At 55.6% G+C, this 21256-nt stretch carries 15 protein-coding genes; 12 read left to right on the forward strand and 3 right to left on the reverse strand.

The window, feature by feature from the left end; all coding sequences use genetic code 11:
• Positions 1 to 23: 23 nt before the first annotated feature.
• A complete protein-coding gene (locus MHH78_RS33645; RefSeq protein ID WP_445668115.1) occupies positions 24 to 1520 on the forward strand; it encodes an MDR family MFS transporter in 1497 nt (498 codons plus the stop codon).
• Between the two features lie 161 nt (positions 1521 to 1681).
• Here the strand turns inward: MHH78_RS33645 and MHH78_RS33650 are convergent, their stop codons facing one another.
• The gene (locus MHH78_RS33650) at positions 1682 to 2149 is read right to left on the reverse strand and encodes a MarR family winged helix-turn-helix transcriptional regulator (RefSeq protein WP_036722277.1); all 468 of its coding nucleotides are present in this window, start codon (positions 2147 to 2149) and stop codon (positions 1682 to 1684) included.
• Between the two features lie 258 nt (positions 2150 to 2407).
• Between MHH78_RS33650 and MHH78_RS33655 the strand changes: the two genes are divergently transcribed.
• The gene (locus MHH78_RS33655; protein WP_341170453.1) at positions 2408 to 3199 is read left to right on the forward strand and encodes an ABC transporter ATP-binding protein; all 792 of its coding nucleotides are present in this window, start codon (positions 2408 to 2410) and stop codon (positions 3197 to 3199) included.
• A complete protein-coding gene (locus MHH78_RS33660; protein ID WP_341170454.1) occupies positions 3178 to 4446 on the forward strand; it encodes an ABC transporter permease in 1269 nt (422 codons plus the stop codon). The genes MHH78_RS33655 and MHH78_RS33660 overlap by 22 nt, the downstream gene beginning before the upstream one ends.
• A 140-nt stretch (positions 4447 to 4586) precedes the next feature.
• Here MHH78_RS33660 and MHH78_RS33665 read toward each other — a convergent pair whose 3' ends face one another.
• Entirely contained in the window at positions 4587 to 5846 is a 1260-nt protein-coding gene (locus tag MHH78_RS33665) for a BaiN/RdsA family NAD(P)/FAD-dependent oxidoreductase (RefSeq protein WP_076086765.1), read from the reverse strand.
• Between the two features lie 263 nt (positions 5847 to 6109).
• Between MHH78_RS33665 and MHH78_RS33670 the strand changes: the two genes are divergently transcribed.
• The 3 genes from MHH78_RS33670 (at position 6110) to nadE (ending at position 9285) form a co-directional block, all read left to right on the forward strand.
• Positions 6110 to 7729 (forward strand): ATP-binding protein, encoded by a 1620-nt coding sequence (locus tag MHH78_RS33670; protein WP_341170455.1) that lies wholly within the window; start codon positions 6110 to 6112, stop codon positions 7727 to 7729.
• A gap of 169 nt (positions 7730 to 7898) precedes the next feature.
• On the forward strand, positions 7899 to 8333 hold the full coding sequence (locus MHH78_RS33675) for a BrxA/BrxB family bacilliredoxin (protein WP_036722287.1): 435 nt from the start codon (positions 7899 to 7901) through the stop codon (positions 8331 to 8333).
• Between the two features lie 142 nt (positions 8334 to 8475).
• Positions 8476 to 9285 carry an ammonia-dependent NAD(+) synthetase gene (gene nadE, locus MHH78_RS33680; RefSeq protein WP_076086768.1) on the forward strand — a complete coding sequence of 270 codons (810 nt, stop codon included), beginning with the start codon at positions 8476 to 8478 and terminating at the stop codon, positions 9283 to 9285.
• Between the two features lie 417 nt (positions 9286 to 9702).
• Here nadE and MHH78_RS33685 read toward each other — a convergent pair whose 3' ends face one another.
• Positions 9703 to 10521: an alpha/beta hydrolase family protein gene (locus MHH78_RS33685; RefSeq protein WP_341170456.1), complete on the reverse strand. Its 819-nt coding sequence runs from the start codon at positions 10519 to 10521 to the stop codon at positions 9703 to 9705.
• A 281-nt stretch (positions 10522 to 10802) separates the two neighbouring features.
• Here MHH78_RS33685 and acpS point away from each other — a divergent pair, with 281 nt between their 5' ends.
• The 6 genes from acpS (at position 10803) to MHH78_RS33715 (ending at position 21253) form a co-directional block, all read left to right on the forward strand.
• Positions 10803 to 11207: a holo-ACP synthase gene (acpS, locus tag MHH78_RS33690; RefSeq protein WP_076086774.1), complete on the forward strand. Its 405-nt coding sequence runs from the start codon at positions 10803 to 10805 to the stop codon at positions 11205 to 11207.
• Positions 11208 to 11239: 32 nt separating this feature from the next.
• Complete coding sequence (gene mutY / locus MHH78_RS33695; protein ID WP_341170457.1) at positions 11240 to 12616, forward strand: A/G-specific adenine glycosylase; 1377 nt, start codon at positions 11240 to 11242, stop codon at positions 12614 to 12616.
• 1222 nt (positions 12617 to 13838) lie between these two features.
• Positions 13839 to 14876 carry a LacI family DNA-binding transcriptional regulator gene (locus MHH78_RS33700; RefSeq protein WP_341170458.1) on the forward strand — a complete coding sequence of 346 codons (1038 nt, stop codon included), beginning with the start codon at positions 13839 to 13841 and terminating at the stop codon, positions 14874 to 14876.
• Positions 14877 to 15735: 859 nt separating this feature from the next.
• Positions 15736 to 17151 (forward strand): extracellular solute-binding protein, encoded by a 1416-nt coding sequence (locus tag MHH78_RS33705; protein WP_341170459.1) that lies wholly within the window; start codon positions 15736 to 15738, stop codon positions 17149 to 17151.
• Positions 17152 to 17365: 214 nt separating this feature from the next.
• Positions 17366 to 20275 (forward strand): extracellular solute-binding protein, encoded by a 2910-nt coding sequence (locus MHH78_RS33710; RefSeq protein WP_341170460.1) that lies wholly within the window; start codon positions 17366 to 17368, stop codon positions 20273 to 20275.
• A 72-nt stretch (positions 20276 to 20347) separates the two neighbouring features.
• Positions 20348 to 21253, forward strand: coding sequence for a carbohydrate ABC transporter permease (locus MHH78_RS33715; protein ID WP_425355130.1), 906 nt, complete (start codon positions 20348 to 20350; stop codon positions 21251 to 21253).
• Positions 21254 to 21256: the final 3 nt, after the last annotated feature.

A 21256-nucleotide genomic window follows, 5' to 3' on the forward strand; every position in this document is an offset into this window, starting at 1 on the left:
AAGGTATGGATTCATTGAGTTCAATGGGGGACAAGCAGCGGAAGTTAATATTGACAGGCGTACTGCTGGCTACATTTCTGGCAGCGATTGAAGGGACGGTAACGGGTCCGGCGGGGCCGGCCATCGTAGGGGATTTCCAGGGGATGCAGTGGCTGAGCTGGATCTTTACAGCTTATCTGCTGGCGATGGCAGTGACCACGCCGATTTTTGGCAAATTGAGCGATCTGATCGGAAGGAAGCCCGTGTTCATTGGCGGCGCCGTAGTTTTCCTCGCAGGCTCGCTGTTATGCGGATTCTCGCAGAGTATGCAGCAGCTGATTATTTACCGGGGGATTCAGGGGATTGGTGCGGGGGCGCTGATTCCGATGACTTTTACCATTATCGGAGATATCTACAGTCTGAAGGAACGGGCGAAGACGCAGGGGCTGCTTAGCTCGGTGTGGGGGATTTCTTCGCTGGTCGGGCCGCTGCTTGGCGGTTATGTAGTGGATTACTTAAGCTGGCGCTGGGTATTCGTGTTCAATCTGCCGTTCGGCCTGCTGTCGATTATCTTCATCTCGCGTTATCTTAAGGAAGAGAAGGTCCGCCGCAAGACGAAGATCGATGTAGCCGGAGTGCTGCTGTTCGCTGCGGGAATGGGGGCGCTGCTGTTTGGCCTGACGACTGGGGGGCAGAGTCTGCCCTGGAATTCTCCGCTGCTGCTGGCTATTCTCCTGGCGGCTGTTCTGCTGCTGGTGGTGTTCCTGTTCGTGGAGCGCCGGGCCGCCGAGCCGATGCTGCCGCTGGAGCTGTTCTCCATCCGTAATATTGCAGTCTCTACAGGTGCGAATCTGCTGGTCAGCACGCTCATTATCGGCCTGTCTACGTATGTTCCGCTGTGGGTGCAGGGCGTATTCGGCAAAAGCGCCGCCCTCTCAGGCCTGCTCCTGGCACCGATGTCGGTCGGCTGGATGCTGGGCTCCATCGCGGGCGGGCGGATGATTCTGCGTGCAGGCACCCGCCGTACGGGAATGCTCGGCCTGTCGCTGATTGTTATCGCAGCCGTGGGGCTTACGCTGATGAATGCAGACTCCTCGCAGCTGCTGCTTCTGGTGCTGATGCTATTCTGCGGGGTGGGCTTTGGCTATGCCTCGACCGTCTTCACCATTATCGCCCAGTCCTCGGTGCAGCATGAGCAGCGCGGTGCGTCTACGGCACTGAACACCTTCACCCGCTCACTCGGGCAGACGGTGGGGGTGGCAATCTTCGGCTCCTGGCTGAACTTCAGTATTGACCGGAGCCTGGCGGAACAGCCGGGGGCAGCCGCCTCCGGCGCAGATATTAACCAGCTGCTTAACCCGCATAGCGGAAGCGTGCTGCCTAAGGAAGCCTGGAGCAGTCTGCAAGGTGCGCTGGAGGGCGGTCTGCACTCCCTGTTCATCGTGATGGCAGTGTTCGCTGTGATCTCCCTGGTAATCTCGGTGCGTCTTGACCAAGGGGTGCCTTCCATACAGGAAGTAAATACACCATCGAAGCGTTAAGCTTCAAGTCTTAGCGTCCGGTCTCCAGATGCATTCATTAGGGAATTAAAACATATAAAGAAATCGCTCCTTTGGGGATGGATGGTAGACCTTCCATTTACCCAAAAGAGCGATTTCAATGGTGGTGAATATATTCACAACCGCCGATTCCTCAACTAAGCTTACTTGCGCGGGAGCGGGGAGAGCTTCTCTGCCTGCAGGCCCATCTTCTTCAGCAGCACAATCATCTGTTCCTTCTCTTCGTCGCTGAGTCCGCTGAAGGCCAGATGCAGGCGCTCCGAGTACTTCGGATACATCTCGTTCATCAGGCGTTCGCCCTCGGTAGTCAGCTCGGCAAAAATAACACGGCGGTCACTGGGGCAAGGCTTGCGCTGCAGGTAGCCGCGTTCTTCCAGCTTGTCGATCACATAAGTAACGTTGCCGCTCTGCAGCAGCAGCTTGGCACCGATCTGCTGGATCGGCTGCGGTCCTTTGTAATAGAGAACCTCCATGACTGCGAAGGCGGTCGGGTTGAAACCTTCGATTTTGCTGCCGGTTACAGCATGCTCGTTAATGCTCTTGAAGGACTTGGCAAAAACTCTGTACAAATGCAGGGTCAACTGAGTATCGCGTTCATAGGATTGTATCATGCTTCTCCACCTCTATTGTTAATCGTACGGGCTTATCCGCACGGTTTGGAATACTTCCTTCCGGATATCTAGCTTTTACAATACGTCAAACAAAGATTGAAAAACATGTCATTTGTCACAATAAGCACACTTTTAATTATAAAAAATTGAACAATCTTTTGAAGGACGGGTGAAGGGTGAAAATTATTGCAGCAAAGGTCCGTCTATGGTGCTATGATCGCATTATATTGAATGATGATGCAGGGGATGGAGATAGATATGGAAGAGACAGAAGGCTCAGAGGAACAGAAGGCTCCGAAGCAGACGGAGGATCGTGTCAACAAGTATTACGACGATGATGAGGACGAAGAGGATACTGTGCTTGATGTGGTGATTGAGGAAGCGGGCTATGAGGCAGGAGATATCCGCATCTCAGGAATCTCCTTCCAGGTGAGAAAGGGAGAGCTGCTGGGACTGATCGGACCGAACGGGGCCGGCAAAAGCACTACGATCAAGACGCTGCTTGGTCTGCTGAAGCATGCCAAGGCCCGGGTGAAGCTGGGTGGTGAGAACCAGTCCTACGCCTACGTGCCGGAGCAGCCGGTATTCTACGAGGACCTTACGCTGTGGGAGCATCTTGATCTGGCTGCCGCTGCCTACGGCTTAAGCTATGAAGCCTTCGAATCCACGGCGGAACAGCTGCTGGTACAGTTCAGTATGACCCATGTGCGCGATGATCTGCCGGCGGGCTTCTCCAAGGGGATGAAGCAGAAGATGATGCTCATGCTCGGCTTCCTGGTACAGCCGGATGTCTATATTGTGGACGAGCCGTTCATCGGCCTTGATCCCAGGGCCACCAAGGATTTCTTGCGCCTGCTGGAGGCGGAACGGGAACGCGGCGCCGGGGTGCTGATGTCCACGCATGTTCTGGATACAGCGGAGAAAATCTGCGACAGCTTCATTCTGATCTCCGGAGGCAAAATTGCTGCCGAGGGAACACTTGCGGCGATACGCGGGGAAGCGGGGCTGCCGGAGGGATCGCTGTTTGATTGCTTCGACGAATTAACATGAGCCGGAATTCATTTGCGTTCCCGGCTGCAAGGAATCTCTTAAAACGAAGACTGTTCTCCCATTTCCGGGAGCAGACTGCTATTATCCGTACGGCAGTAGACTGGACGGTCCTGCTGTATATCCTCATCCCGGGGGGCCTCCTCGGCGGCCGCTTCTACTATGGCTACTGGAACGGCAATCTCCCGGGTTGGTTCAGCCATGTACCCTTTGTTGTTGTGCCTTCGCTGCTGGCCATTCTGCTGGCTACCGGAGGTATCGTGCTGCTGCTCCAGGAAGGCGATCTGCTGTTCCTGCGGCAGCGGCAGAACTGGATCAGCACGATCCTCAAGGGCGGGATGGTCTATAGCCTAGCGGTAACTGCGCTGAAGATGGCGGCGGTGTACGTCATTCTGCTGCCGTTTCTGATCCGCGGCTATGATCTGAGCGCGGCAAGCGCCTATGGCCTGCTGGCGCTGACTATAGCCTGCAGCTGGGCCGTTAAGCTGCTGGGCCATATCGTCAAGGTACAGCGGCAGGGCTTCCGCCGCCGGCTGTGGCTGATCCTGGCGGTGGCCGTACCCTGCGGGATTTACCTGCGTCTCGCGCTCTTCTGGAAGGACAGCCCGGCCCTTCTGTTCCTGGCGGCAGCCGCCTACGCGGTGGTGACCGTCCTGGCCTTCAGAGCCCGCCTGCGTCTGCGCGGCACGTTCATGAATGATGTGCGCGAAGACTACAAGCAGCGGATGAGAATTGCGGCGGTTCTGCTGCGCCGTGTGCTGGATAAGCCGCGGCCGACACGCTATAAGCCCTGGATCTTCCGCAAGTCACAGCCGCTGCTGGCTTCGAAGCTGCCCGAGAGCCGCTTCGCCGCCGCAGGGATGAAGGCGCTGCTGCGCAATCCGGCCCACCTCAAGCTGTATTTGCAGTTCACCGGGGTGTCGCTGATAGCAATCTTTATTGTACCGGTAGTGCTGAAGTGGCTGCTGTATATTGTCTTGACTAGTATGATGGCGTACTGGCTGACCTCCTTCTGGAATCTGTTCTCCGGGGATGATTATATCGGCATTCTACCGTTCACCAAGGTGCAGAAGGCGGACGCCGGTTCCAAGGCGATGCCTATTCTGCTGATGCCCTTCGCCGTTCTGTGCTCCGCAGTGCTCTGCATGCCAGCCTATGGCTGGTGGGGCTTGCTGATCTTTATCCCTGTCGGGGCTGCCGCCGGAATCTGGATCGGCCGCATCTTCAGTGTCATAAGGTTTGCAAGATAACAGCAAAAAGCCTTCCTCCACAAGCCGGGGGAAGGCTTTTTGCTGTTACGGCTGTTCTGGCTGTCACTGGCAGCATCCGGGATGTTTCTCAGATCGCAGGCCAGACAGAAGAAGCTAACTATAGGCGCTGCTTATCCGCCTTACTGCGCCGCCGCATGCTTGCCGGCAGTATAGCCGGTGGAGAAGGCGGCGGTAATATTATAGCCGCCGGTATACCCGTGAATATCGAGAATCTCACCGCAGAAATAGAGGCCTGCGGTCAGCTTGGACTGCATGGTCTTGGGGTCAATCTCCTTGAGCGCAACTCCCCCGCCGGTCACAAAGGCTTCCGCCAGGGAACGTGTCCCATGAACCTGAACGGGCATCCGCTTCACCAGGGCAGCCAGCGCCCCAAGGCCAAGCTTGGGCAGATGATGGCCTGTAATCTCCCCGTCCAGCCCGCTCTTCGCCAGCAGCAGCGGGATCAGGCGCTCGGGCAGCAGGCCCTTCAGCGAATTGCGGATAGCCTTCTTCGGCTCCAGATCGAGCTTATTCTGGAGCATAGACTCCGCCTCCTGAAGGGACAGGTCCGGGAACAGGTCGATGGACATCTCCACGGTATCGTTTCCCGACTTCTGCTGAACCTGGCGGAGGAACTGGCTGCAGCGCAGCGCAATCGGGCCGGATAAGCCGAAATGGGTGAAGATCATATCCCCCCTGTGAGAGATCACTTTCTTGCCCTTCTGATTCCAGACGCTCAGCATGACATCGCGGAGGGACAAGCCCTGCAGCTCCCCGGATTTGATCCACGCCTCCCGGGAGAGAATGGGGACCTCGGTCGGGAACAGCTCCGTGATCGTATGTCCGGCGGCGGCAGCCCAAGGGTACCCGTCGCCGGTAGAGCCGGTCTGCGGAACGGATTTGCCTCCGGTGGCGATGATTACAGCCTTCGCGCCGAACGCTTGGCCTGACTCCAGGCGGATGCCCCGGACGGCTCCTTCCTCGTAGAGAACCTCACGGACCGGGCTGTCCGTCATGATCTGCACACCAAGGCTCCGCACTTTGCCTATCAGAGCGGATACTACGCTTGCGGCCTTGTCCGATACAGGGAACATCCGCCCGTTATCCTCCTCCTTCAAGGCAATGCCCAGCCCCTCAAAGAAATCTATAATATCCCGGTTGTTGAAATGATCAAACGAGCTGTATAAAAAACGGCCGTTGCCCGGAATATGGGCGATCAGCTCCGAGGTCTCCTTTATATTGGTAACATTGCAGCGCCCGCCGCCCGAGATTCCCAGCTTGCGGCCCAGCTTCGCTCCTTTGTCGATCAGAAGTACGGACGCTCCGTGTCCGGCTGCGGCTACGCTGGCCATCAGCCCGGACGGGCCGCCTCCAATGACGATTACATCGTAGTTACTCATTCATTTGCTCCTTTTGCTTATTGCGACACTCTATTAACGGCATCATACCATTCCAGGCGGAGTGTAGCCAGGTCCAAGCGACCGAAACCTGATTATCGTTGTCAGGAATGCGCGGTTATGCTTTAATCTAAGTGGAAAAGGAATTTTAACCAATTTGAGGAGTGATTGCAATTATTTATGCGGTAAAGGATATTTTATTGCAAATATCGGCTGCCTGCATTTTTCTGTTTCTCTTTCAGTGGAGGCTGGACCGGGGCCATCCCTTGCGCAGGAACATCAGGTTTCCGGATGACCAGACCTTTCTGATGATCTGCTGCGCGCTGGGGATTACGCTGTGCATGGCACTGTCGGCCACGATGTTCGGGTTGGTCTATTTGAATCTGGCTATTCTCCCGGCGTATATTGGGATCTTATATGGTAATCTGCGCTCCAGCGTCTACCTCGCGCTATATTTCTTCTTCTGTACTGCCTTGTTCTCGGTGCCCTCAGGTCTGGAGCATCTCTTCCTGAATACAGGAGTGCTGCTGTATCCGCTGCTCTTCGGTATGTCCGGGATGTTCAAGAAATCTGCGATACCCGGCAAAATCTTCATCCTGTGGGGCGCACTTTTCCCGAGCATGTTATTCATAGTCATTGTACCGAATATACAGGGCAGGAACGTCATGGATATACCTCCTAACGAAGCGGCTCTCGCCGGACTATACGGATTAACGGCCCTAATTCTGGGCGCCTTGTTCATCACCTATATCGATAAGGCGTGGGACAAGCTGCAGGTCAGGGTCGAAATGCAGGGAATCTCGGAGAAATTCCAGTGGGAATCGGAGAAGCTGCAGCAGATTACAAATGTAGTTCCGCTGAATATTATGGAGTTCGATGACAACGGGTATGTGACAGAGGTGAATGAATATATGCTGAGCCTGATGCAGCGTCATTGTCCCCTGTTGACCAGAGAGTTTATTTTGTCCAGGCCGGTTAGTGATATCTTCGGCAAAAGCATGGATCAGGCTACCCTGGACCGGTTACAGGCGGTTCTGCGGAGCAGACAGCGCTCCAATACCAAGATCAGGGTCGATTCGATGACCTATCATATTTTTACTGCACCGCTCCAGCATGAATCGGGACTGCCGGGCGGCATCGTCATGATTATTCAGGATTTGACGGAAGAGGAGAAAATGCGCAGTGAGCTTGATAATGTCGAGCGCCTGTCGCTGGTCGGGCAGATGGCTGCGGGCATTACGCATGAGATCCGTAACCCGATGGCGGTAGTTCGCGGCTTCCTGCAGCTGATGCGGGAGAAAAGCCCGGAGGATCTCCACTCCTATTATCATATTGTCATGGAAGAGCTGGACCGGGCCAACAGCATCATCAATGACTTTCTGTCGCTGGCACAGACCCGTGTATCGGACAAGGAGCCGGCCGGGCTCCAGCATATTCTGGAGGAGCTTACGCCGCTGATCTGGGCGGATGCCAATCTCCGCGGCCAGAGTGTGGAGCTGAAAATCAGCCCGGCCATGCCGCTGCTGCAGCTGAATGTCCGGGAGATCAAGCAGCTGATTCTGAATCTGGCCCGCAACGCCATGGAGGCGATGGAGGCCAAGGGCGTACTGACGCTGGCTACCTGTGAGCATGAGGATACCGTGCTGCTGATTATAACGGATACCGGAAGCGGTATGCCCGAGAGCCAGCTGCAACAATTGTTCACCCCGTTCTTCACCACTAAGAGCCAGGGGACAGGTCTTGGGCTGTCGCTCTGTCTTAGTATTGCAGAGCGGCATAACGGGACGATCCGGGTAGAATCGGAGGTCGGGTGCGGGACCTCGGTCATCGTTACTTTTCCGGTGGAGTCCAGAGAGGGAGCGGTCCAGAGCCCTGTATATATGTAGCAGAATTCACGGGACGGCACCGTTTCGGGGCTGTGCAGCGGCAGGCTGCGTCTCTTGCTTTCGCAGAGTATGTATGTATAATAAAGTTAGCAAATAGTGCTGGAACGCGGTAACGTTATCCGGGTTCTGACCTTATCTCAATTCAAGTGATGAAGGAGAGTGCAGAGAAATGTCCATGTCTTTTAATCAATATATGAGAGATTCTATCCAACCTATGCGCGACGATCTGACAAGCATCGGATTTCAGGAGCTGTTGACCCCGGAGGATGTGGAAGCAGCCCTTCCGGCAGCCAAGGGAACTTCGCTGGTTGTTGTGAACTCCGTATGCGGCTGTGCCGCCGGACAGTGCCGTCCAGGGGTAGCCCAGGCGCTGCAGAACGAGATTCTGCCGGATCACCTGTTCACCGTATTTGCCGGTCAGGAGAAGGAAGCTACCGCCAAGGCGCGTGAATTTTTCGCACCGTATCCGCCATCGTCCCCTTCCATCGCGCTGATGAAGGACGGCGAGCTGGTTCACTTCATCGAACGTCACGGTGTGGAAGACCGTTCGGCCGCCGAGATTGCTGCGGAGCTGAAGGAAGTTTTTGACCGCGTGTGCCAGTAATAATGTCCTGCAGCCTGAGGGCAGCAGCATGAATAAGTAATGATCCCGCATCAGCCAGCCGTCAGCCGGGGGCTTGGCTCATGCGGGATTTTTTTCTAATGTTAAGGGCAGGGATTACAATTCTAAGAAACGGGGTGGTCCTGTGAGTCTGCAGGAAGAGATTATTGCTACGCTGGGAGTTAAGCCGGCGATTGATACGGATGCGGAGATACGTAAGCGTGTAGATTTCCTGAAAGCGTATGCGCTCCAGGCGGGGGCCAGAGGTCTGCTGATTGCGATTAGCGGGGGTGTGGACAGCGCGGTGGCTGCGGGTCTGTGCAAGCTGGCTACGGACGAGCTTACGGCGGAGGAAGGCAAGGAGTATATGACACTCGGGGTGTTCCAGCCTTACGGGGAGCAGGAGGATATTGAGCACAGCTATGCGGTGGCCCGGGCTTTTGAGCTGACCCATACGGTGGAGACCAATATCGAAGAAGCGGTGAACGAGATCGCCCTGGAGGTTGAGCACAGCCTGAAGGCCCTGGGCCAGCACAAGCATATTACCCATCAGGGCAAGGGGAATGTAAAAGCGAGAACGCGGATGGTGATGCAGTATGCGCTTGCTTTTGAGAACAATCTGCTGGTGGTGGGTACCGATCATGCCTCTGAGGCCATTACCGGATTCTATACAAAGTGGGGCGATGGCGCCGTCGATATAACACCGCTGTCCTCCCTGAACAAACGGCAGGTACGACAGCTGGCTGCGGCGCTTGGCGTGCCGGCGGATATCGTAACCAAAGCGCCGACGGCCGGACTCTGGCCGGGCCAGACGGATGAGACTGAGCTTGGAATCACCTATGAGGAGAACAGCGATTATCTGGAGGGGAAGACCGTCAGCCCTGAAGCGGCTGAGAAGCTGGAGCGCTTCTTCCGGAGAACGGCGCATAAGCGCGACAGTATTCCGGGGATCTAAGCAGGTTATGCCGGAGCCGCCGGGGCGCTGCGTTTGATGCAGACGCTCCGGCGGTTTTTGTGTAAGAGTATGCTGGTGCGAAGGCGAACGAGCCGAATGTATGCGGAAAACCGAATACATTGTGCTGGTGCGAAGGCGAACGGCCAAATGTGTGCGGAAAACCGAATACAATGTGCTGGTGCGAAGGCGAACGGCCAAATGTGTGCGGAAAACCGAATACAATGTGCTGGTGCGAAGGCGAACGGCCGAATGTATGCGGAAAACCGAATACATTGTGCTGGTGCGAAGGCGAACGGCCAAATGTGTGCGGAAAACCGAATACAATGTGCTGGTGCGAAGGTGCATCGGCCGAATGTGTGCGGAAAACCGAACACAATTAGGCAGCCAGGTATGTGAGGCTCATTATAAATGGATGGTCTACTTCGCCAGCACCCGGTCGATGAACTCTCTGGTAGCGGATATCGCCTGTTCTAACTGGGGGGTAGTTCCGGCAAAAGGATGAACGGTGCCAAAGGTATGATTGCCGCCGGGAATCTGCACCCATTCGATATCCGGCCGCAGCCGGATCAATTGCTCGGAGCCGCGCCGCAGATGCTCGCCGTCCTCACTGCCTTGAATCAGGACAACGGGGAAGTTGGCCTGCTTCATCCGCTCTAGAATCTGGTAACGCTCCGCCTGCTGCTCCAGATCCTCTATAATGATGGCGTCCAGCGGCATTTGCTGGCCGGTCCGTCCGTTGAGCACATGGGTCCGGCCCTTTTCCCGCATTTCACTCTTCTGCTGCTCTGTGAACAGATCCAGGTTAGTGATCCCGTTCCAGGAGATGACCCCCGCAATTTCTGCCGGATGATCCAGTGCGTAGAGGAGCGAGTCGCCCCCGCCGCGGCTATGGCCCAGCAGGAAAAGCGGGAGGCTGCCGAACCTGTGGTGCTGGCTCAGATAAGAGAGCAGGATCTCCATATCCTTGATCTCACGCTGGTAGGTGTTGCGGGCGAATTTGTCCAGCTCGGTGAAATTCTGCAGATCCTCGCCGATGCCGGCATGGGAGAAGTTGAAGCTGATCACTTCATGCTCGTCGCTGAGCGCCTGTGCCGTATACGGGAACATCCCCCAATCCTTGAAGCCTTTGTAGCCGTGAGCGATAACCACCACACTCCGGGGCTCTCCCTGAGCGGGAAAATGGGAGCAGCGAAGCACCGCATCCTCTCCTGCGGGTAATTCAAAATTACGGGACATAAGGTATTCTTCCTTTCCTTCATCTCTTGGAACTGGCGGTTGTACTTCTTTACCAGATATACCTGATTTGCGGGTGATAGACTTTCAGTTTTTTTTCTTTTAAGATAGCAGAAAGCTGACGCTAAGACTATTATTAATAATACTTGGCCAGGAAGCTGACAGGCCTCACTGTTACATGAGATCTGTGGAGTCCTAGCAAGATCATATCATTAGACGCAGGGTAAGGATAGAAGGTAATATAAGAGGGTTAAGGAATGCAGAGCCAGGAGAGGTGTGGGAGTGTGATTTACGGAATCGGGCATGATGTGCTGGAAATCGGCAGGGTTGCCGGGATTACGGAGAGCAGCCTGGGTAGCCGCTTCTCCCGGAGAATTCTGACCGGGCCGGAGCGGGTGCTGGCCGCAGGCAAAGGCGCGAAGACAGCGGAATTCACCGCCGGGAGATTCTCGGCCAAGGAAGCGGTTGTGAAGGCGCTGGGCTGCGGAATCGGTCAGATGGTGGGCTTTCAGGACATTGAGATTCTGCCGGATGCGCTGGGCAAGCCAGTAGCCATACTGTCTGCGGAGGCCTGGGCCCGGCTGGGGCTGCCGGAGCAGGAGTATGTCATTCATCTCACCATTACGCACAGCCGCGGACTGGCCTCGGCCTTCGCGGTGGTGGAGCGGACGACCGGCCACAGCCTGTAACTATATAATTATGAACGGCAAGGAGAATAACGATGACCACAGATGAGAAGCAAATAGAAGCGCAGCAGGAAGCCAAGTTATTCTTCAGCCGGTTCCTGCTGGAATGGTACCACCTCCAGAAGCGGGACCTGCCGTGGCGGCGCCACCGTAACCCGTATTACATCTGGATCTCTGAGATTATGCTGCAGCAGACCCGGGTAGATACAGTAATTCCTTATTTCAACCGTTTCATTGAGCAGTTTCCAACCGTGGAGGCGCTCGCTGATGCACCGGAGGAAGAGGTGCTGAAATGCTGGGAGGGCCTTGGCTACTACTCGCGTGCCCGGAATCTCCAGCATGCTGCGAAGCAGGTCAAGGAGCTGTACGGGGGGCAGGTGCCGGATGACCGCGATGCCGTATTCGGTCTCAAGGGCGTAGGCCCGTATACAGCCGGTGCTATTCTGAGCATCGCGTTCAACCGGCCGGAGCCGGCGGTGGATGGCAATGTGATGCGCGTCCTATCCCGGTATTTCCTGATTGAGGATGACATTGCCAAAGGCCCGACCCGTGTGAAAATGGAGAAGCTCGCCGCCGAGCTGATCCCCGAAGGGGAAGCGGGCAGCTTCAATCAGGCGCTGATGGAGCTTGGCGCGCTCATCTGCACGCCGAAATCACCGCGCTGCCTTCCGTGCCCGGTGATGGAGCACTGCGCCGCGCGGCTGGCGGGCTGCGAGGCCTCGCTGCCTGTCAAGACCAAGGCGAAGCCGCCGCGTCCGGAGGAGCGGCTGGCTGCCCTGGTGGAGGGCCGCGGCGAGCACGCGGGCCGGGTACTGATCCGGCAGCGGCCGGCTAGCGGGCTTTTGGCCCGCATGTGGGAGCTGCCGCACTGGCCTGCGCCGCCTGCTGAGGCTGGCGGTGCGCGCGGTGCGCTGCTGCCTGAAGCGGGAGCGCTGGACCGGCTGCGCCGGTCCATGAGCCAGGCCGGGATTCACGCCCGGCCTGAGGGGCACTGGATGGCTGCGGAGCATACATTCAGCCATATTGTGTGGACCCTGCAGGTGTACCGCTGCAGGGAAGAGGCGGCGCTGCCGCTGGCAGCGGAGAGCCGCGCCGTGTACGGGGCGGCGCAAGCGGAGCGCGCGGATGGCACGCTGGGAGTGGATGCACATGCGGGGCGCGAGAATAGTCCGCTGGGAGTGGATGCGGGAGCGGCTCATGTGGAGCGTGAGAACAGCCTGCTGGCTGCGGCGCTGGGGGCACAGCCGGCGGAAGACGCACCGCTGGCGCTGTTCGACAGCGGGGATGCCGCAGCTGATGCAGCAGACAGCGGAGCGCAGCGCTGGATCAACCGTGAGGACATGAAAAATTACGCCTTTCCGAATGTGTTCCTCAAGCTGCTGAACAGCTATTTCGATGAGCAAGGGACGTAGGCTCCAAGCTGCTACCGCTATGCTAATCCCTGTTGAGCCATACAGATCACCAACGGACAAGCATAGCTGCTGCGGTCCTTCTCAATAGAGTGCCACCGCTTCCGTGTGCTGTTGTGCAAATTTAGGGGGCTTCGGTTGTGGACAAACTGGAATTAAGTATTACCTGACCTCAACAGCCTAAAGTATAGTATATGTGCGCCACTGACCGCGCCGGAATCAGACTGCAAAAACCCATTAAAAGTGCCGGAAGTGAGCCGCACGGTGAAATCAGAGGGATAAATCCCATTAAAAAGTGCCGGAAGTGGGCCGCACGGTGAAATCAGAGGGATAAATCCCATTAAAAGTGCCGGAAGTGAGCCGCACGGCCGAACCCAAAGGTATAAATCCCATTAAATGTGCCGAAAGTGGGCCCCACGGTGAAATCAGAGGGATTAATCCCATTAAATGTGCCGAAAGTGAGCCGCACGGTGAAATCAAAGGTATAAATCCCATAAAATGTGTCTGAAGTGGGCCGCACGGTGAAATCAGAGGGATAAATCCCATTAAATGTGCCGAAAGTGAGCCGCACGGTGAAATCAGAGGGATAAATCCCATTAAAAAGTGCCGGAAGTGGGCCGCACGGTGAAATCAAAGGGATAAATCCCATTAAATGTGCCGAAAGTGGGCCGCACGGTGAAATCAGAGGGATTAATCCCATTAAATGTGCGGAAAGTGAGCCGCACGGTGAAATCAGAGGGATAAATCCCATTAAATGTGCCGAAAATGGGCCGCAGACGTAAATGTGGAGCACAAGTACCCCTGAATTGGCCGAAAGTGGGCGGGGCGAGCAAAATGAGGAGCACAAATACCCCTGAATGTCCAAAAGTGGGCGGGTCGAACGAAATGAGGAGCACAAATACTCCTGAAATGGCCAAAGGTGGGCGGGTCGAGCAAAATGAAGAGCACAAATGCCCCTGAATGTCCAAAAGTGGGCGGGTCGAACGAAATGAGGAGCACAAATACCCCTGAATGTCCAAAAGTGGGGGATTGAGCAAAATGAGGAGCAGTTGGCGACTGGCACGAATAAAGGGCCACTAAGCACCAGCCCATCTCCACGCGCCCTTCCAGCCCTAACTGCACCCTGCCCCTCTGCCGACTTCCCCACCCCACCCCAAACCCCGCACCCATCCGCCCCGGATGTAAGTTGCTATAAGCCAGGAACGCGAGACCAAGGAGGTAAAGGATGAAGACGATTACCATATATGATATCGCCAAGGAGGCCCAGGTGTCCGTAGCCACAGTCTCCCGTGTCCTCAACAATACAGCTCCGGTCAAGGAGAGCACCCGGGAGATCATCATGGCTGTAATTGAGAAGCATCAGTTTCAGCCGAACGCGCTTGCCCGCAGTCTGCTCAAGAAGGAGACCGGCACCATCGCGATGATTCTGCCTGACATCACCAACCCTTTTTTCCCGGAGGTCTTCTGGGGAGCCGAGAATGTGGCCAGAGAGAAGCATTATACCTTCTTCCTCTGCGATACGGCGGGGGAGCATAGCCGCGAGTCGGAGTACCTTAGCATCCTTCGGGAGAAAAGAGTGGATGGGATTATTTTCCTGGGCGGCAGAATTAACCTGAACCAGTGTCCGCCGGCGTTGTCCCAGGAGGTTGTGGAGCTGTCAAAGCATGTGCCGATCGTGCTGGTCAACGGCAATCTGCCCCGGAGCGGTCTGCACCGCATTTACACCGATGAAGAAGAAGGGGCGGCACTGGCCACCCAGCATCTGCTGGACCTGGGGCACCGGAGAATCGGGTTTCTCGGGGGGATGGAGGAGACCTCCACGACTCAGGTGAAGCTGAAGTCCGTAAGGATGAAGCTAAAGGAGCAGGGGCTTGAACTGCGCAAGGATTGGGTCATGTTCCACGACTTCTCGATCGAGGGCGGGCGGAAGCTGATGGACCGGATGCTGGAGCAGGAGGAACGGCCGACAGCGGTATTGTGTGTAAATGATTTTACGGCTATCGGCGCGTTGAAGTCGGCCACCCAGCATGGGCTAAAGATACCAGAGGATCTGTCGATCGTCGGGTTCGATGACTCGCCCTTGTCCAGAGCGGTTATTCCGGAGCTGACCACGGTGTCGCAGAACACCAACCAGCTGGGGGAGCTGTCTGTAGAGATGCTTCATGAGCTGATCAGCGGCAGAAATCCCAGAAAACGGACGGTGCTCCAGCCTAAGCTGGTGGTACGTGACAGCACGGGCCGCCCGAAAAATCTCGCAGAATAGCTCACGCAATAGCACGCATAGTAGCCTAACGGAAGCTGCTTACCAGACAAGTCTGCCGTGCACGCATTCAAGTATGTTCATCCAGGGCCGGTCAAGAACTTTCCAGGCGTATGTGGAGTGCGTCAGCACGAGGGGGCCTGTATTCTGGAAAGTTTTTGGATTGAAGCATGAAATTTGTGTAAAGTAGGATTGACCAGGGGATAACCAGAAGTTATAATGAAATGGATTTCATGAAACCCATTTCATTATTTTTTAGAGTTTGAGTAAGCGGTTACTCTGGCGGTACATATGGGACAAGGAGATTTTGCGAATTTACTGATAATTTGAAAAGTATAAGAATTCGCAGCCGTAACCCACCACTCATCGGGATATTTCCCGCGAGAGAGGTGCCGACCTCAGAGGGACGGCATGGCCCGTGCACAGTTGCTCCTGATACGCCCTCTGAAGCGGTATCGCTCTTAATGGGACGGCAAGGGCCGTGCAATAATCTTGTCCTTCTCTCGGGAGAGGCCCGTACACAGTTGCTCCTGATACGCCCTCTGAAGCGGTATCGCCCTTAATGGGACGATTCGGCCATGCAATGCTCCTTATCTTTCTTGCTTATACGGCACCACCCTTAGGGGGCGGCAATAACCGTATCCAAGTTCATTTATTTCCAAGTTTTCTTTTCATCATCTCAAGGGTAGTCTTAAGGGCTTATATGCTGGCATACGCCACTATATAAATATGACATCGGGAAGGGAGCGGGGGACGGACGCAGACATGCTTGAATCAGTTCAATCTTGAATCAGTTCAATCTTGAATCAGTTCAATATTGGATTAGCTTAACATCACTGAAATTAGGGGAGCGTGGCGAACAGTGAAACAGTTGAAGAAGAAAAGCTCGGCGTGGTTCATGCTGCTGACAGCCGTAGTTACACTTGTAACCGGTTGCAGCGGAGGGAATAATGCGTCTGCACCGGCAACACCGGCGGCGGAGGCGACTCAGGCTCCGGCAGCCAGTGAAACGGCACCAGCAGCAACGGAAGCGCCTTCGGCAACGCCGGCTGCTAATCTGAACGGGCGGGAGATCCGCATCTCCCACTGGTGGGATGCCACTCCTGTCGGGGATTCAGAGGCAGATGAGCTTGCCCGCGAACGGATCAAAGCGGTGGAAGAGAAATACAACGTCAAGATTAAATACCTGAATACAGAGTATTGGTCCACCGCCGAGAAGCTGTCCTCTTCCGTTATGGCGAGCGATCCGTTTGCCGAGATTGTCCGGCTGCCTGACGGCTTCATCTGGGGCCTGATGCATGGCGGCTTCCTGACACCGCTGGATGATTATCTGAAGGATTCACTCATCGATCAGAGTGTGATTGATTCCATGCGCTTCGGCGGCGATAAGGTCTATGGCCTGGAGAGCTGGTATAGCCCGAACGACAGCGGCGTGTTCTACAACAAGCGTATTTTCAAGGAAGCGGGCCTGAAGGACCCGCAGCAGCTGATGGATGAGGATAACTGGAACTGGAATACGATGCTTGATGCGGCGAAGAAGCTGACGATTGACAAGAACGGGGACGGGAAGATGGACCAGTACGGTCTGGCCGGAGCCCATTATGTGATCTCGGAGCTGCTGATCGCCAGCAACGGCGGCAAAATCTACGACGAAGCTACCCAGAAGGCGGTCTTTGATTCACCGGCATCCATGGAAGCGCTTAACTTCCTTCATAAGCTGTATACGCAGGATAAGGTGTTCAAGCCGAACGAAGGCAACGACTGGGAAGACCCGGCCAAGTATTTTGGAGAAGGAACCGTTGCGATGTATCCAGGCGGCCTGTGGGAGATCGAGGGACGTATTCTCGGCAAGATGAAGGATGAATGGGGATATGTCTATATTCCAAAAGGACCGCAGGCGGATAAGTACTACGATCCGCTGGGCCAGACAGCAGCCTATGCCATTCCCAAAGGGGTTAAGGATGCGGATACCATCGTGAAGATCTGGGAGGATCTGCAGCCGTTCGACAGCTGGCAGGAGAACCGCAGATTGTCGATGGAGAATATTTTACCGGATGAAGCCTCTATCACCAATGCGATGAATGATGAAGGTAAGGTGGAGCGGGTCTTCGGCGGACGTTACGGCGGTCTTGGCGTCAAGGATCAGCTGGATAAGGTGACTGAGAAATTCCTGAAGGGCGAGATTACACCGTCCACCGGGGTGGCCCAAGTCATTGGAACGGCGCAGGCCGCAGCCAAGAAAGTACTAAGCGGTGAGCAGGATAAAGAGAAGAAATAGGTAGCTGGACAGCTCATAACAAGGGTAATAACTGCTTGTCCTGCGCAATACCTGCTGTGTTTGTCTGCGAAATCGGCAGCCGCCCTTATAGGGCGGCGTAGCCGTGTGCGCTTGAAATATAAGGATTTATATGTTTCACACAATTATTTATCCTTCTATTCTGCACCACCTGTATCACTCTTAATATGCAAGTCTGCTAGAGGAGGGAACCCGAGTGAGAATATCATTATCCCGGCGGATGATGAACCGGACACTTGTAACCGTCATGCTGATCTCCATGATGACGCTGCCTGCGGCAAGCGCAGAGCTGCCTGCTGCCCAGGCGCAAGGTGTGACGGGGAACGGGCAGGAGGTGCGGCAGCTGCCTGAGGGCAGCTATGAGCATTATCTGCAGCAATATGAGGGCGAGGAGCAGCCACGCGAAGAAATTATGCTGAAGGGAGCTGATTATACCGGGGCCGAGGGGATGAGTCCGGAGGTGCTAACTGAGCTTGGCGGGGAGACGGGAAGATACGTCAGAACGGAGGAGAGCGGTTCGGTAGAGTGGCAGCTGGATGTGCCGAAGTCCGGGCTGTACCACATCTCTGTCCGGTATTATCCGGTAAAGGGCAAAAGCTCGGCGATTGAACGTGAGCTGCTGATCGACGGCAAGCTGCCGTTCACCAGCGCCCGCAATCTGTCCTTCGGGCGGATCTGGGTCAATGAGAACCCGGAGATCCAGCAGGATAACCGGGACAATGATCTCCGGCCGCGCCAGATTGAGGCCCCGACCTGGCAGGAGACGCTGCTGAGAGATACGGAAGGCTACTATGAGGAGCCGTACCAATTCTATCTGTCGGCCGGGCGGCACACCTTGACGATGGTGTCCAGCAGAGAGCCGATGGTCATCGACTATATTAAGCTGCACAGCTACGATGCACCCGCTGCCTACGCAGAGGTGAAGCAGAGCTACGAAGCTAAGGGGTATAAGGCCACCAGCGGCCACTCGGTTAAGGTGCAGGGGGAAGACGCTGCTTACAAATCCTCCCCGACCTTGTATCCGATCACAGACCGCTCAAGCCCTTCAACAGAGCCGTACGATGTGTCCAAGATCAGAATGAACACGATTGGCGGCAACAACTGGCGGGTACCGGGACAATGGATCGCCTGGGAGGTGGAAGCGCCGGAGGACGGTCTGTACAACATCACCATCAAAGGCCGGCAGGAGCTGTTAAGAGGGATCTATTCCACACGCTCTATGCGGATTGACGGAGAGATTCCGTTCCGGGAAATGCTGCAGATTCCGTTCTACTATGATTCGGATTGGCAGATGAACCGGCTGGGGAACGATGAGGAGCCCTATTTATTCTATTTAAGCAAAGGAAAACACGAATTACAGCTGGAGGTCAGCCTCGGGGCCATTGCACCGCTCTTGCGCCAGGTGGAGGCCAGTGTGCTGGACATTAATGCGATGTACCGGAAAATCCTGATGATTACAGGCAATGTGCCTGATCCGTACCGCGATTATAAGCTGGAGGAGCAAATCCCGGATATGACGGCGGTCTTCCGTGAGCAGAGCAAGATTCTATATGGCGTATCGGAAGAGCTGGTCCGGCTTACAGGGGAAAAGAGTGATAAAACCGCAACCTTGAATAAAACTGCCTATCAGCTGGCGGACATGGCCGACAAGCCGGAAACGGTGCAGAAGCGGCTGTCGCAGTTCAAAATCAATGTCGGCAGCGTCGGCTCCTGGATTCTGGAGGTACGGGAGCAGCCGCTGGAGATTGATTACCTGCTGCTCTCTTCGCCGGATGTGAAGCTGCCGAAGGCGCATGCTTCCGGGTTCAGGAAGCTTGTGCATGAGGTGTCGTCCTTCACCCATTCGTTCTTCGAGGATTACAACACGATTGGCAATACCACGGAGAACGGCGAGACCATTGATGTATGGATTGGAACCGGCCGCGACCAGGCGCAGGTGCTGAAGGCAATGATCGATGATACATTTACCCCGCTTACCGGCATCGGTGTCAATCTGAAGCTGGTGAGTCCGAATGTGCTGCTGCGCGCCTCGCTGGCCGGGGAAGGCCCGGATGTGGCGATGCAGGTCGGCAATGATATGCCGGTGAACTTCGGGATGCGCCAAGCGGCAGAGGATCTGTCGAAGTATCCCGGCTATGAGGATGTGGTGAAGCAGTTCAGAGACAGTGCGCTCGTGCCGTACCGGTTCGAGAATCAGGTCTTTGCCCTGCCGGAGCAGCAGATCTTCAACATGCTCTTCTACCGCAAGGATATTCTGCAGGAGCTGAATCTTGATCCGCCGCAGACGTGGGATGAGGTATATGCAATGATTCCGGTGCTGCAGAAGCACCGGATGGATATGGCGCTGCCGCTCGCGCAGACGACAGGTGTGCCGGTGCTGGAGGTCAACCGCGCCTATGCCATGCTGCTCTATCAGATGGGCGGATCCTTTTATCTGAATAACGGAGCGAAGAGCGGACTCGATACAGAGACCGGTCTGGCTGCCTTCAAGAACTGGACCAATTTCTACACCAGCTACAAGCTGCCGCTGATCTTCGACTTCCCGATGCGGTTCCGCACCGGCGAGATGCCGGTCGGCATTCAGGACTATACCTTCTATAACTATCTGACGGTCTCTGCGCCGGAGATTAAGGGGCTATGGGAATTCATTCCGGTTCCGGGGACGAAGCAGCCGGACGGCAGTATCCGCAGGGATGTTGCCAGCGGGGGCACCGCCGCGCTAATGCTGAGGCAGGCCAAGAACAAGGATGCCGCCTGGGAATTCATGAAGTGGTGGGTAGACAAGGATTCTCAGGTCCGCTTCGGCCGGGAGATGGAGGGCCTCATGGGCGCGGCAGCGCGGTATCCGACCGCGAACGTTGAAGCGCTTAAGGAGCTGCCGTGGCCGACAAGCGATTACCGCCATCTGGAGGAGCAGTGGCAATGGGTGCAGGGTGTACCTGAGGTGCCTGGCGGTTACTTCACAGGACGCCATCTGGACAATGCCCTGCGCGAGGTCATCAACAATGGAACGAACACCGCTGATGCCCTGTACGATTATGTGCAGGAAATCGACTATGAGATTGATCAGAAGAGAGCAGAGTTCGATTTGAAACGAAGGGAATAGGGAGGGACTCTTGTGCAGAAAGTGAAAAATACGGCCGAACCCTTGATTCAGCCCCGGCTGTCCCCTTCCGGGCTGCGTAATTACTGGGCTTTGTTCGGCAAGGATGTGCGGCGGGATAAGCACCTGTACGTCCTGCTGGCTCCATATATGGTGCTGTTTCTGCTGTTTACCGTACTGCCGGTGGCGATTTCGATCATCTTCAGCTTCACGCACTTCAACATGCTGGAGATGCCGCGCTGGATCGGCTGGGAGAATTATTCCAAGCTGCTCTGGAACGATGATGTGTTCCTGATCGGGGTCAAGAATACACTGATTTTCTCGGTGGTTACCGGACCGGTCAGCTATATCGCCTGTTTTCTGTTTGCCTGGCTGATCAATGAGCTGAATCCCAAGCTGCGGGCGTTTATGACCCTGATCTTTTTTGCGCCGTCGATCTCGGGGAATGTCTTCTTCATCTGGCAGATTATCTTCTCCAGTGACTCCTACGGGATCATCAACGGACTTCTCATGCAACTTGGCGTAATCTACGAACCGATCCAATGGCTGCAGGACCCCAAGTATATGCTGGGGATCATCATGCTGGTACAGCTCTGGCTAAGCCTCGGGACCAGCTTCCTGGCCTTCATCGCCGGCCTGCAGACCGTTGACAAGACGTTGTATGAAGCAGGGGCTGTGGACGGTGTCAAAAACCGCTGGCAGGAGCTGTGGTTCATTACGCTTCCTTCCATGCGCCCGCAGCTGATGTTCGGCGCGGTTATTCAGATCACTGCGTCGCTGGCAGTTGCTGATGTAGCTATGGCGCTGGCAGGCTTCCCGAGTGTGCAGTACGGGGCGCATACGATTGTAACCCATCTGGTGGACTACGGAACGATCCGCTTCGAGATGGGCTATGCCTCGGCGATTGCCACCGTGCTGTTCGTGATGATGCTGGGCAGCAATCTGATTGTTCAAAAGCTGCTGAAGAGGGTGGGGGAATAAGCG

Origin of the sequence: Paenibacillus sp. FSL H3-0333 (genome assembly GCF_038002805.1) — a bacterium.
Lineage (GTDB): Bacteria > Bacillota > Bacilli > Paenibacillales > Paenibacillaceae > Paenibacillus_AQ > Paenibacillus_AQ silagei.

Coding starts and splice junctions, on each gene's coding strand:
- MHH78_RS33685 (WP_341170456.1), bottom strand. CDS start 10,521: ATGTCCCGTAATTTTGAATTACCCGCAGGAGAGGATGCGGTGCTTCGC.
- MHH78_RS33645 (WP_445668115.1), top strand. CDS start 24: ATGGGGGACAAGCAGCGGAAGTTAATATTGACAGGCGTACTGCTGGCT.
- MHH78_RS33655 (WP_341170453.1), top strand. CDS start 2,408: ATGGAAGAGACAGAAGGCTCAGAGGAACAGAAGGCTCCGAAGCAGACG.
- MHH78_RS33700 (WP_341170458.1), top strand. CDS start 13,839: ATGAAGACGATTACCATATATGATATCGCCAAGGAGGCCCAGGTGTCC.
- MHH78_RS33675 (WP_036722287.1), top strand. CDS start 7,899: ATGTCCATGTCTTTTAATCAATATATGAGAGATTCTATCCAACCTATG.
- mutY (WP_341170457.1), top strand. CDS start 11,240: ATGACCACAGATGAGAAGCAAATAGAAGCGCAGCAGGAAGCCAAGTTA.
- MHH78_RS33650 (WP_036722277.1), bottom strand. CDS start 2,149: ATGATACAATCCTATGAACGCGATACTCAGTTGACCCTGCATTTGTAC.
- MHH78_RS33665 (WP_076086765.1), bottom strand. CDS start 5,846: ATGAGTAACTACGATGTAATCGTCATTGGAGGCGGCCCGTCCGGGCTG.